The sequence below is a fragment of the Streptomyces sp. NRRL S-455 genome, from assembly GCF_000717875.1.
GTDB lineage: Bacteria > Actinomycetota > Actinomycetes > Streptomycetales > Streptomycetaceae > Streptomyces.
This window is the reverse complement of sequence record NZ_JOCT01000011.1, coordinates 367,861-380,394: the sequence shown is the minus strand read 5'-3', so window position 1 is coordinate 380,394 and position 12,534 is coordinate 367,861. Positions and strand designations below refer to the sequence as shown.

Genomic DNA, 12,534 nt, shown 5'->3' with positions numbered 1-12,534 from the left:
CCCCCGCGCGCCGGGAGTCTGGAGACCGTTCCAGACACCCGGTCCGGAGGGAGCCCGAACAGTGGGGGACGCAAGGAAGACTGCACGACGGCGGGCCGTGCCCTGGGCGGTGGTCGGGCTGTGGCTCGCCGCGCTCGTACTGCTCGGGCCGCTCGCCGGGAAGTTCGCCGGTATCCAGCAGAACCGCGCGGTCGACTACCTGCCCGACAGCGCGGACTCGACCCAGGTGGCGCGGATCCAGGACCGGCTGCCGGGAGGCGAGTCGACGGACCTGGTGCTCGTGTACCACCGGGAGGGCGGGCTGACCGACGCCGACCGGCGCACGGCCGCCGAACAGGTCGCCGAGGTGCGCGGCGCCTACGACCTGGCGGGCGAGCCGCGGGGCGTCCCGTCGAAGGACGGCTCCACCCTGATGTACCCGGTGTCCAGCACCCAGCCGGGCCAGGACGAGGAGGCCCGGGACGCCTTCGTCGACGGAGTGCGGGACATCGCCGAGAGCGGCGGCGGGCTGAGCGTCGAGGTCGGCGGCCCGGGTGCGCTCAACACCGACATGAACAAGGTCTTCGGGACGCTCGACGCGACGCTGCTGTTCGCCACGCTCGGCGTCGTCACCGTGCTGCTCGTCCTCATCTACCGCAGCCCCTTCCTGTGGCTGGTGCCGCTCGTCGTCGCGGGCGTCGCCGCCGCCATGGCGATGGCCGCCGGGTACGGGCTCCACGAACTGTTCGACGTCACCGTCACCGGCCAGAGCGGCGGTGTGATGACCGTGCTCGTCCTCGGCGCCGGCACCGACTACGCGCTGCTGATCGTCTCCCGCTACCGCGAGGAACTGCGGCGCCACGAGCGGCCCTACGACGCCATGCGCACCGCCCTGCGCGGCTGCGGACCGGCGATCCTCGCCTCGTCGGGGACCGTCGCGGCCGGGCTGCTGTGCCTGCTCGCCGCCGACCTCAACAGCAGCAGCGGCATGGGACCGGTCGGCGTGGTCGGCGTGCTCGCCGCGCTGGCCGCCATGACGACCCTGCTGCCGGCCGTGCTGGTGCTGCTCGGGCGGCGGGTGTTCTGGCCGATGATCCCGGCGTTCGGCAGTGAGCCGAAGGCCCGGCGGTCGGTGTTCGCCGCGATGGGGACGTCGGCGACGCGGCGGCCCGTCACCGTGCTGGCCGGCGGGGCCGTGCTGCTCGGTGCGCTCGCACTGGGCACGCTGAATCTGTCCGGCAGCATCAAGCAGGAGGACTCCTTCACGGAGCGGCCCGAGTCGATCACCGCGATGCGGACACTGGCCCGGGAGTATCCCGAGCGCAGCAGCAGGCCCGTGACGGTCATCGCGCCCGAGGACCGGGCCGAGGCGGTGGTGGAACGGGCCCGTGCCGCCGAGGGCGTCGCCGAGGTGGTTCCCGGGCGGAGCGGGGCGGGGTGGACGGAGATCGCCGTCTTCACCACCGCCGCGCCGGAGACGGAGGCCGAGACCCGGACCATCGAGGCGTTGCGGACCGGGCTGGATCCCGCGGGAGCGTACGTCGGCGGGCCCAGTGCCCAGCAGATCGATCTGGCCGAGAGCGAGGCGCGGGACCGGAAGGTGATCGTGCCGTTGGTGCTGGGTGCGGTGTTCGTCATTCTGGTCGGGCTGTTGCGGAGTCTGGTCGCGCCGTTGCTGCTGCTGGCGGCGGTGGTCGCGGTGTGGGGTGCGGCGCTGGGCATCGGCGGGCTGGTGTTCGAGCCGGTGCTCGGGTTCGGCGGTACGGATCCGGGGCTCGGGCTGCTGTCCTTCGTGTTCCTGGTCGCGCTCGGTGTCGACTACGGCATCTTCCTGATGCACCGGATGCGGGAGGAGTCCGTGCGGGGGGCCGAGCCGGAGGCGGCTGCGCTGACCGCGCTGCGGACGACGGGTGGGGTCATCGCTTCCGCGGGGGTTGTGCTCGCCGCGACGTTCGCTGTGCTGACGACGCTGCCGATGGTCGGGCTGGTGGAACTCGGGTTCGTCATCGCGGTGGGGGTGTTGCTGGATACGTTCCTGGTGCGTACGTACTTGGTGACCACGGCGAGTGTGCTGCTCAGGCGGCGGATGTGGTGGCCGGGCAGGCTCTCCCGCGTGCCGGAGCGGACGGCCCCTCCGGAGGAGCGGAAGCCCCAGGCCGCGAACGCCCCCTGACCGACCGACGGCGTCCCTCCCCTCCCGGAGGGACGCCTTCCTCGCCGAGGATGACGCCTGTGCAGGCACCCACCACCACGACGGCGACCTGGTCGCGTCCCACAGAGCGGATCATGGCCGCGATCAACCGCGATCCCCTGACCGCCCCCCACGCCCTCCGCAGCGACTCGGTCCTCGCCGTCGTCGTCGCCGTGCTCGCGGTCGCCCTCGCACTGCTCGTCGACGACGGCCGCAGGCCCGACGCGCTCGGCTGGGCCCTGCTGCTCGTCTCCCACGTGCCGCTGGTGTGGCGCCGCCGCCGTCCGGTGCTCGTCCTGCTCGCCGTGGTGGCCTGCGTCTTCCCCTACCACTTCCTCGGCTACACGCACACCGCGGCCACCCAGGCCGCCTACGTCGCCCTCTACACCGTCGCCGTCACCGGCCGGGCGCTGCGCACCATCCTGGTCGGTATCGGCGTCATCACCCTGTCGGTGGGCGTGATGCTCACCATCAGTGCCCAGGAGGCGCTGGGGCTGCTGAAGGCATCCGGCTGGGTCGTCGCCGTGCTGTTCCTCGGCGTCGACGTGCGCTTCTACCGCCGGTACGTCGCCTCCATCGTGGAACGCGCCGAACGCGCCGAACGCACCCGCGAGGAGGAGGCCCGGCGGCGGGTCGCCGAGGAGCGGCTGCGGATCGCCCGGGACCTGCACGACCTGCTCGCGCACAGCATCACCCTCATCGGCGTGCAGACCTCCGTCGCCGCCCACGTGCTGTCCGCCGACCCGGAGCGGCTCGACCGCGAGACCGTCGCCAAGGCCCTCGACGACATCGCCGAGACCTGCCGCAGCGCCCGCGGCGAACTCCGTACGACGCTGGAGGTGCTGCGCGAACACGACGCACCGGACGCCCGTGGACCGCTGCCCGGCCTGGACGGCCTGCCCGACCTGGTGGAGGCCGCGCGGCTCGCCGGAGCCCGGGTCGAGCGGGCCGTACGGGTACGGGAGGCACCGCCCGCCGTCGGCGCCGCCGCCTACCGCATCGTGCAGGAGGCGCTGACCAACGCCGTACGGCACGCCGGACCCGAACCGGCCGTTCGCGTCGAGCTGGACGAACGTCAGGGCGCCCTGCGCCTGTCGGTCAGCGACGACGGCACCGGACCGGCCCCGGGCGGCACCCCGGGCTTCGGACTCGTCGGCATGCGCGAGCGGGCCCGCAGCGTGGGTGGCACACTCGACGCCGGACCGCGTGCTGAGGGCGGGTTCGAGGTCACCGCGGTCCTGCCGCTGACCACGACGGGGGAGAGGACCGGATGACCATACGGGTGCTGCTCGCGGACGACCAGACCCTGGTACGGGAGGCGTTCGCGATGCTCGTGGAGTCGGCCCCGGACATGCAGGTCGTCGGCCAGGCCGCCACCGGACGGCAGGCCGTGGACCTCGCCCGCAGCGAGCGCCCCGACCTGGTGGTGATGGACATCCGCATGCCCGACCTGGACGGCATCGAGGCGACCCGGCTCATCGCGGCCGACGAGGACCTGACGGGCGTCCGCGTGCTCGTGCTCACCACGTACGACACCGACGAGAACATCGTCGACGCGCTGCGCGCCGGCGCCTCCGGGTTCCTGGTCAAGGACACCAGGCCGGCCGAACTCCTCGACGCCGTCCGCACGGTCGAGGCCGGGGAGTCCCTGCTGTCCCCCGGGCCCACCGCACGGCTGATCGAGCGGTTCCTGCGCAGCCCCTCGGCACCGGAGACCGGCGGTCCTGAGTGCCTGTCGGACCGGGAGCGGCAGGTGCTGGCGCTGGTCGCGCGCGGCCTCAACAACACCGAGATCGCCGAGGCGTTGGGACTCAGTCCGCTGACCGCCAAGACCCACGTCAGCCGCATCATGGGCAAGCTGGCGGCGCGGGACCGGGCGCAGCTCGTCATCGTCGCCTACGAGTCGGGGCTCGTGACACCGGGGAGCATCTGACGGACAGGCACGGTCCGACGCTCTCCTGGGAGAAGGATGAGACTCCTCAGCCGCACACTCCTCGTCACCTCGGCGCTCCTCGCCCCGCTCACCGTCGCCCCGTACGCCTCGGCCGCCCCCGGCTGCGCCTCCTCCGTCCCGTACGTCTCGGGCGAGGGCGGCTACGACACGTACCGCATCCCGGCCGCGGTCGTCACCCGCAGGGGCACCGTCCTCGCCTTCGCCGAAGGGAGACGCGGCGGCGCCGGCGACACCGGCGCCATCGACGTCGTCCTCAGGCGCTCGACCGACGGCGGCTGCACCTGGGGCCCGCTCACCGTCGTCGCCGCCGGGGACGGGGACACCCGGGGCAATCCGGCCCCCGTCGTCGACCCGCGCACCGGAGCGGTGGTGCTCCTCACCTCCTACAACAGCGGCGAGGTGACCGAAGCCCAGATCATGCGCGGTGAGGTCACGCCCGAGCAGAGCCGCCGGGTCTTCGTGCAGCACAGCCGCGACGACGGCCGGCGCTTCAGCCCGCCCCGCGAGATCACGTCGCGGGTGAAGCGCCCGTCCTGGCGCTGGTACGCCACCGGCCCCGGCCATGCGATCGCCCTGACCCGGGGCCCGTACGCGGGCCGCCTGGTGGTCCCCGCCAACCACTCGGCGTCCCCGCCCGCCGGCTCCCCGGACACCGGCCAGGAGCCCCGCTACTACGGTGCCCACGCGCTCCTCAGCGACGACGGCGGCCGGACGTGGCGGCTGGGCTTCGTCGACGACTCCTACGACGGCGTCGACAACGCCAACGAGTCCACGGTCGCCCAGCTCCCCGACGGACGGCTGTACTTCAACGCCCGCGACCAGCACGGCAGCAGCGCCGGCAACCGCCTCGACAGTCATTCCAGCGACGGCGGCACGTCCCTCGACCGGCCCTACGCCGTGCAGCCGACCCTGGACGAGGTCCCGGTCGTGCAGGGCAGTGTCCTCCAGCTCCCCGGAGGGCCGTTGCTGTTCTCCGGCCCCTCGGTCCCCACGGCCCGCCGGGCCCTGGCGATCTGGCGCAGCACGGACGGCGGCTCCGGCTTCACCAGGACCCGGACGCTCTCCCAGCAGCCCGCCGCCTACTCCGACCTGGTGCCGATCGGCCGGCGGACCGTGGGGATCCTCTACGAGACGGGTACGCAAGGGACCTACGAGACCATCGAGTTCCGCCGCCTGCCCGTCGACGAGCTCTAGAGCAGCCCGGCCGCCGCCAGGTACTTGCCCACCCGCGCCACCTCGTCCTGCTCCAGCGGCACCTGCGGCTCCGCCGTGACCGGGCAGTCGATCACGCCCCGCAGGTGCAGCGCGGCCTTGAAGGCGCCGAGGGCCGAGGAGCCGGGGCCCATGCGGGCCGGGTCGCCGACGGTCACCAGGCCGAACAGGGCGCACAGCCGTTCCTGTTCGGCCCGGGCCCCGTCCCAGTCCCCGGAGCGGCACAGGCCGTGCAGCCGGACGTAGCCGTGCGGGTCGACGTTGCCGAGGCCGGGGACCGCCCCGTCCGCGCCTGCCGCGAGCGCGGAGTCGACGATCAGTTCGGAGCCGGTCAGCACACTGAAGCCGCTGACGCCCCCGTCCCGGGCGCCGGTCACGACCCTGCGGAAGGCCGCGAGGTCACCGCTGGAGTCCTTCAGCCCGGCCACGACACCGTCGGCGGCCAGCTCCAGGACGACGTCCGCGGGCAGCTTCGTGTGGACGGCGACGGGGATGTCGTAGGCGACGACCGGGACCGGGCTGGCCGCCGCGACTGCCCGGTAGTGGCGGGCGATCTCCGCCGGGTGGGTGCGGGCGTAGAACGGGGCGGTGACGACGACCCCGTCCGCGCCGGCCGCCGTCACCGACGCGACGTGGTCCAGGACCCGGGGCGTCGTCATGTCGATGGCCCCGGCCAGCACCGGGAGCTGTCCGCCCACATGGGCCGTGACCGACTCGACCACGATCCTGCGCTGCCCGTCCGTCAGATAGGCCGCCTCCGACGACGACCCGAGCACGAACAGGCCGTGCACCCCGCCGGCGACCAGGTGGTCGACCAGCCTGAGCAGCGAGGGGACGTCCACCTCGCGGTCCGGTGTCAGGGGCGTGCAGACGGGCGGGATGACACCGGTCAGCGAGGTGAACGTCATGGACTCTCCATCAGGTCGCTACGGCGGACGAGGTCACGGGTCGACTCGTCCTCCTGGACAGGATGGTGGCAGCGGAAGCGGTGCGCGGGGGCCGACGCGGCCGAGAAGTCCGGCATCGCCTCCGCACACGCCCCGTCCGCTTTCCAGCAGCGGGTACGGAACGGGCAGCCGCTCGGCGGGCGCGTCGCCGACGGGACCGGACCGGCCAGCGGGATCGGGTCGATCGGGTGGAGCAGGCCGGGCGTGGCGGAGAACAGGGCGCGGGTGTACGGGTGCCGGGCCCGGTCGGTGACCAGGGCGGCCGGGGTCTCCTCCACGATCCGGCCCAGGTACATGGTGATCACACGGTCGCTCATCCGCCGCACCGTCTGGATGTCGTGCGAGACGAAGACCAGGGCCAGGCCCAGGCGTTCCTTCAGGTCGAGCAGGAGGTTGAGGATCTGCGCCCGGACCGACACGTCCAGGGCGCTGGTCGGCTCGTCCGCCACGACCAGGTCCGGGTCGAGCGCCAGCGCCCGGGCGATCGCGACGCGCTGCCGCTGTCCGCCCGACAGCTGACCCGGCAGGGCGTCGGCGAGGGCCCGGGGGAGTCCGACGAGGGACATCAGCTCCCGGACCCGCTCCTCGCGCCCGGTTCTCGTGCCCCTCTCGTGCACGTCCAGCGGGTCCCGCAGGATCTGCCGGACGGTCAGGCGGCGGTTCAGGGCCGTCGACGGGTCCTGGAAGATCATGCCGGTACTGCAGCCGACGGCCCGGCGGCGCTCGGCGGCCGGCATCGCCCACAGGTCCCGGCCCCGGAAGAACACCGTCCCCCGCGTCGGCCGCTCCACCCCCACCAGCACCTTCGCCAGCGTCGACTTCCCGCAGCCCGACTCACCGACCACCCCGACGGTCTCGCCGGGGGCGACGGCCAGATCGGCGCCGGTCAGGGCGTACACCCGGTCCCGGGTGAACAGGCCGCCACTGCGGGCCTTGTGGACGACGTGCGCGTCGGACAGCTCCACCAGCGCGCTCATGACACCGCCTCGGGCTCGGTGGCCGACAGCTCCATGGCCGGGCGATGGCAGGCCGCCGTGTGCGCCGGCGTGCCGGTCAGGACCGGAGCCGTCGTACGGCAGACGTCGCTCGCACGCGGGCACCGGTCGGCGAACCGGCAGCCCGCCGGGAAGTCGGCCGGGGACGGCACGACCCCCTTGATCTGCGTCATCCGCTCCTGCCCCGACTCCAGCGACAGCACACTGCCGAGCAGGCCGCGCGTGTAGTGATGGGCCGGGGACTCCACCAGGTCGGCCGTCACACCCGACTCCACGATCTGCCCGCCGTACATCACCACCACCCGGTCGGTGACGTCCGCGACCAGCGCCAGGTCGTGCGAGACGAGGATCAGCGCGAAGCCCAGCTCCTCGCGCAGCCGCAGCAGCAGCTCCATGACCTGCGCCTGCACGGTCACGTCGAGGGCGGTCGTCGGTTCGTCGGCGACGATCAGTCCCGGGTCGCGGGACAGGGCCATGGCGATCAGGACGCGCTGGCGCTGGCCGCCGGACAGCTCGTGCGGGTAGCTGCGCAGGGTGCGCTCCGGGTCGAGGCCGACCAGCGTCAGCAACTCGGCGGGGCTGCGCCGCCCGCCGCGCCGGACGACCTGCTTGAGCTGCGCGCGGATCGTCATCGCCGGGTTCAGCGACGACAGGGCGTCCTGGTAGATCATCGCCATCTCGTGGCCGAGCAGCCTGCGGCGTACCCGCATCGGCTCGGTGAGCAGGTCCCGCCGGCCGAAACGGACCTGGCCCCTGACGCGCGCACCCTTCGGCTGCAGCCCCATGATCGCGAGCGCGGTCAGTGACTTGCCGCACCCCGATTCGCCGACCAGCCCGAGCACCTCACCGGGATGCACCTCGAAACCGATGCCGTCCACGATGTCCACGCCGCCGTGCCGCTGGTCGAAGCCGATGGCGAGGTTCTCCACCGCGAGCACCGGCTGCCCGTCCCGGGGCAGATGACGCGCCCGGGCCCGCAGCCGCCGCGCCGCCTCCGCGAGACCGGGCAGCTGTACGACCTCCCCGCTGCCGGGCTCCGGCGCCTCCAGCCGGTCGTCGCCGGGTGCCTCCACCTCCCGGCCCGACGGGGCCGCCCACGCGTCGGACACCCCCTCGGACAGGATGTTCAGCGACAGCACCGTGACCAGCATCAGCAGCCCGGGGAACACGGTCGCCCACCAACCGCCGGTCAGCACCATGTTCTTGCCGTCCGCGATGACACTGCCCCAGGACGGGTCGGGCGGCCGGACGCCCGCCCCGATGAAGGACAGCGACGCCTCGAACACGATCGCCTCGGCGACCTGCACGGTGCAGAACACCAGCACCGGCGCGGCACAGTTGATCGCCACGTGCTTCAGCACGATGTGCGGGGTCCGGGCGCCGATGACCCGTTCCGCCGTCACGTAGTCCTCGCCGTACTGGTCGAGGACGTTCGCCCGCACCACCCGCGCCACCGGCGGGGTGAACAGGAAGGCGATCGCGCAGATCAGCACCGTGATCCCACCGCCGAACACGGCCACCAGCACAGCGGCCAGCGCGATGCCCGGGAACGCCATCACGACGTCCAGACAGCGCATCAGCGTCTCGTCGACCGCCTTGCGGGAGGTCGCGGCGACCGCACCGAGCAGCGCGCCGACCACCAGGGCGAGACCGGTCGCGCCGAGCCCGATGGCGAGCGACCAGCGCGCCCCGTACATCAGCCGGCTGAGGATGTCCCGGCCCAGGCTGTCCTGGCCCATCCAGTGCCCGGCGGACGGATGCCCGGTGCCGTCGACCGGCGGCTGCTGGTCGAGCGGGTCGTGCGGGGCGAGCAGCGGCGCGAGCAGCGCCACCAGCACCACGACCGCCAGGAAGCAGACGGCTACCTTCGACAGCAGCGGCAGCCGCCGCCAGCCGCGCATCCGGACACCGGGCCGGGACAGCGACTCGGTGAGGCTCTTGCGCGTCATCATGCGGGTGATCATGTGGTCGCATCCCTCAGTCGCGGGTTGACCAGCAGGTAGAGGACGTCGATGACGAGGTTGACGACGACGAACCCGGCCGCCGTGGTCAGGACGACGCCCTGGACGACGGCCGGATCCCCGTTCTTCACGGCGTCGATCATCAGCTTGCCCATGCCGGGCAGCGAGAAGATCGTCTCGATGACGACCGCGCCGCCGAGGAGATAGCCGACGCGCAGGCCGAGCACGGTGAGGGGGTTGATGAGCGCGTTCCGCAGCACGTTCCGCCCCACGACCACCCGCGGTGGCAGTCCGCTGCCGATCGCCGTCCGCACGTAGTCCTTGTCCAGCTCCTCCACCACGGCCGTCCGCACGATCCGGGTCAGCTGCGCCGCCACCGGGAGGGAGAGGGCGAGGGCGGGGAGCGTCATCGTCTTCAGCCAGCCGGTGAAGGAGTCCGCCGGGTTGATGTAGCCCCCGGTCGGGAACCAGCCCAGGTCGACCGCCAGGTACTGGATCATCAGCAGCGCCAGCCAGAAGCCGGGCGCCGCGACGCCGGTCAGCGACACGACACGGATGATCTGGTCGGGCAGCCGGTCCCGGTAGATCGCCGCGGTCACACCGCCGAGCAGGGCGACGACGACCGCGATGCCCAGCCCCAGGAAGGTCAGCTGCAGGGTGAGCGGCAGCGCGGTGGTGACCTGGTCGATCACGGGTGCCCGGGTCAGCGCGCTGGTGCCCATGTCGCCGTGCAGCAGGTCGGCGACGAAGGCGGCGTAGCGCACCGGCAGCGGGTCGAGCAGGCCGTGTTCCTCGCGGAAGTCGTGCAGCTGCCGCGGTGTCGGGTTGGCGCCCTGGAAGAACGCGGACGCCGGGTCGACGTCCGAGAACCGCATCACCAGGAACACGAACAGCACGATGCCCAGCATCAGCGGCACGAGCAGGGCGACGCGGCGGAGCAGGATCCGCAGGACGGCCGTCATGCCGTCAGGCCCACTTGGCCTGGAGGAGGTTGATGCCCGGGTAGGGCTGTGCCCTTATTCCACTGAGCTGCTTCGGGTCCCAGGCCGTCATCAGCTCGTTGTGGACGACCGGGTAGAGCACGGCCTGTTCGGCGACGACGTCGATGTAGTCCTGGACCATCGCCTTCTTCTTCTCCGGGTCCGGCTCCCGGGTGGCCCGGTCCATGTCCCTGAAGAGTGCCTTGGCGACGGAGTCGCCGGCCCAGCGCGTGTACTGCATCCACAGGTTCTCGGGCCCGTAGTTGTAGTGCATGATCAGGTCGGCGTCGAGGCCGAACTGGTTGGGGTTCGAGGCGGCGGCGACGACCTGGTAGTCCTGCTTCTGGTCCATCTTCGTGAACACGGCCGTGGTCTCCTGCGGGGACAGGGTCGTACGGACACCGATCGCGTCCCAGGACGCCTTGATGGTCGGCAGGCAGTCGACGATCCAGCTGACGTTCACGGCGAGGATGTCGATGCTCAGCCCCTTGACCCCGGCGGCCTTCAGCAGCGCCTTCGCCTTGTCGGGGTCGTAGTCGTAGACCGTCTTCGCCCGGCGGTAGGACGGGTTGCCCTCGTCGAGGAAGGAACTCGACGGTTTGCCGTGGCCCTTGAGCGCCACCTCCACCATCTTCTCCGTGTCGATGGCGTAGTGCAGGGCCTGGCGCACGCGCACGTCGTCGAAGGGCTTGCGCCTGGTGTTGAACATCAGGAACAGGTTGTTCATCCCGGCGCCGCCGGCGACGGTCAGCCCGCCGCTCTCCAGCCGGCCGATGTTGGCGTAGGGGATGTTGTCCGCGATCTGCGCGCCCGCGCTCGACCCGGAGATCTTGGCGACGCGGGGCGCCGCGTCCACGATCGTCAGCCAGTTCATCTTCCGGAAGGCGGGCTTGCGCGGGCCGTTGTAGGCGTCGAACGCCTCGAAGGTCGTGTTCGACTTCGGGTGGTGCGCGGTCTGCCGGTACGGACCCGAGCCGATGGCCTTGCCCTTGATGGCGTCGTCCCAGGCGCCCGGCCGGGAGAACACGTGCTTGGGCATGATCTTGGCGAGCGTCAGCCGCGAAAGCCCGTCCGGGAACGGGAACTTCAGCACCAGCTCCACGTTCCGCGCGTCGATCTTCCGGACCTCCTTCAGCCAGCTCGCGAAGAAGCCCTTGGCGAGGGTCTGGGTGTCCGGATCGAGGATCCGCCGGAAGACGAAGACGACATCGTCGGCGGTGACGGGCTTGCCGTCGTGGAACGTCGCCCCGGCCCGCAGCGTGAACCTCCAGGACGTGCTGTCCGGGTCCTTCGGCACCTCGGTCGCCAGGGCCGCGTACGGCTCGCGGGAGATCGGGTCGGTGTCGAGCAGTCCCTCGTAGATGTGGTTGTTGGCGGCCATGCAGAACGCGGACGCCGTCTGGGTGGGGTCCCAGCTGCCGTCGTTGCCGTAGCCGATCACCGCGGTGAGCGTCCGGTTCGCCCCGGCGCCCCCGCCACCGGTGTCGTTCGTGGACTCGGGCCCGGACGAACAGGCCGACAGCGACGCGGAGACGGCGGCGGCCGCGCCCAGCGCGCCGGTGTACTTCAGGAGCGTCCGGCGGTGCGGCGCCGGCACGTCAGGGGTCACGTCGCGCACGGGTCCTCCAGCGAGAGGTCTGGGGGGGGAGGTGAGAGGGAGGGGGAGGGAGTGACTGCGGAGATCCGACGTCCTACGTCCTGCGGACAGCGTGACCTTAGGAGCGGCCGTGGGGGCGGTCAAGGGAGCGAACACGAATGGCGTATCTGCCACAGGTGCGACCAATGGCGCTGTGCGATGACATGAATTGACGCTTTATCAGCTCGTCGGAGAAGAGAACAGAGGATGATGAGGGACGTGAGCCAACTGTGGAGCGAGAGCGACGCCGGCGTCCTGCGACTGCCTTCCGGCCGCCTGGTGCGGGGCCGGGGCCTCCGCCATCCCATGGACCCCACAGCACCCCTCCCCGCCTACGGCCTCTACCTGCTCGGCAGGCAGCCCCCTGAGGTTCCGTGGGAGTCGGACTGGATCCGCTGGCCCGACTTCCGCCTCCCGGCGGACCGGGCAGCGGCCCGGGTGGCACTGCGGGGGGCATGGGAACGGGCCGCCGGGGAGCGGGTGGAGATCGCCTGCGGGGGTGGTCGGGGCCGGACGGGCACGGCCCTGGCCTGCCTGGCGGTGCTGGATGGCGTACCGGCGGGGGAGGCCGTGGCGTACGTCCGCGAGCACTACGACCGGCGGGCGGTGGAAACGCCCTGGCAGTCGCGGTACGTGCGCCGGTTCGGCGAGGGATGAGCCTCTCCTTCGGCACGGCACC

General features: G+C 72.3%; 10 protein-coding genes. 5 read left to right on the top strand and 5 right to left on the bottom strand.

Annotated features, from left to right (window positions below; translation table 11 throughout):
• Positions 1 to 61: 61 nt before the first annotated feature.
• From IE97_RS0116560 to IE97_RS0116545, 4 genes are read left to right on the top strand one after another with little or no spacing between them, the layout of a single operon-like run.
• Positions 62 to 2,152, top strand: coding sequence for an MMPL family transporter (locus IE97_RS0116560; protein WP_030239660.1), 2,091 nt, complete (start codon positions 62 to 64; stop codon positions 2,150 to 2,152).
• A gap of 50 nt (positions 2,153 to 2,202) precedes the next feature.
• Positions 2,203 to 3,444: a sensor histidine kinase gene (locus IE97_RS0116555; RefSeq protein WP_030239657.1), complete on the top strand. Its 1,242-nt coding sequence runs from the start codon at positions 2,203 to 2,205 to the stop codon at positions 3,442 to 3,444.
• On the top strand, positions 3,441 to 4,103 hold the full coding sequence (locus IE97_RS0116550) for a response regulator (RefSeq protein WP_030239654.1): 663 nt from the start codon (positions 3,441 to 3,443) through the stop codon (positions 4,101 to 4,103). Before IE97_RS0116555 ends, IE97_RS0116550 begins: the two co-directional genes overlap by 4 nt.
• Before the next feature lie 36 nt (positions 4,104 to 4,139).
• Positions 4,140 to 5,318 carry a sialidase family protein gene (locus IE97_RS0116545; protein ID WP_030239651.1) on the top strand — a complete coding sequence of 393 codons (1,179 nt, stop codon included), beginning with the start codon at positions 4,140 to 4,142 and terminating at the stop codon, positions 5,316 to 5,318.
• Here the strand turns inward: IE97_RS0116545 and IE97_RS0116540 are convergent.
• Genes IE97_RS0116540 through IE97_RS0116520 form a run of 5 tightly spaced genes read right to left on the bottom strand, consistent with a single transcriptional unit; the run spans position 5,315 to position 11,837 of the window.
• Positions 5,315 to 6,244, bottom strand: coding sequence for a dihydrodipicolinate synthase family protein (locus IE97_RS0116540; protein WP_030239646.1), 930 nt, complete (start codon positions 6,242 to 6,244; stop codon positions 5,315 to 5,317). The genes IE97_RS0116545 and IE97_RS0116540 overlap by 4 nt on opposite strands.
• Positions 6,241 to 7,260 (bottom strand): oligopeptide/dipeptide ABC transporter ATP-binding protein, encoded by a 1,020-nt coding sequence (locus IE97_RS0116535; RefSeq protein WP_030239643.1) that lies wholly within the window; start codon positions 7,258 to 7,260, stop codon positions 6,241 to 6,243. Before IE97_RS0116535 ends, IE97_RS0116540 begins: the two co-directional genes overlap by 4 nt.
• A complete protein-coding gene (locus IE97_RS0116530; RefSeq protein ID WP_420706096.1) occupies positions 7,257 to 9,242 on the bottom strand; it encodes a dipeptide/oligopeptide/nickel ABC transporter permease/ATP-binding protein in 1,986 nt (661 codons plus the stop codon). Before IE97_RS0116530 ends, IE97_RS0116535 begins: the two co-directional genes overlap by 4 nt.
• Positions 9,239 to 10,201, bottom strand: a complete 963-nt coding sequence (locus IE97_RS0116525) for an ABC transporter permease (protein ID WP_030239641.1) — start codon at positions 10,199 to 10,201, stop codon at positions 9,239 to 9,241. Before IE97_RS0116525 ends, IE97_RS0116530 begins: the two co-directional genes overlap by 4 nt.
• Before the next feature lie 4 nt (positions 10,202 to 10,205).
• Positions 10,206 to 11,837 (bottom strand): ABC transporter substrate-binding protein, encoded by a 1,632-nt coding sequence (locus IE97_RS0116520; RefSeq protein ID WP_030239639.1) that lies wholly within the window; start codon positions 11,835 to 11,837, stop codon positions 10,206 to 10,208.
• 237 nt (positions 11,838 to 12,074) lie between these two features.
• Between IE97_RS0116520 and IE97_RS0116515 the strand changes: the two genes are divergently transcribed.
• Positions 12,075 to 12,512 carry a hypothetical protein gene (locus IE97_RS0116515; RefSeq protein WP_030239636.1) on the top strand — a complete coding sequence of 146 codons (438 nt, stop codon included), beginning with the start codon at positions 12,075 to 12,077 and terminating at the stop codon, positions 12,510 to 12,512.
• The last annotated feature ends 22 nt before the right edge of the window (positions 12,513 to 12,534 follow it).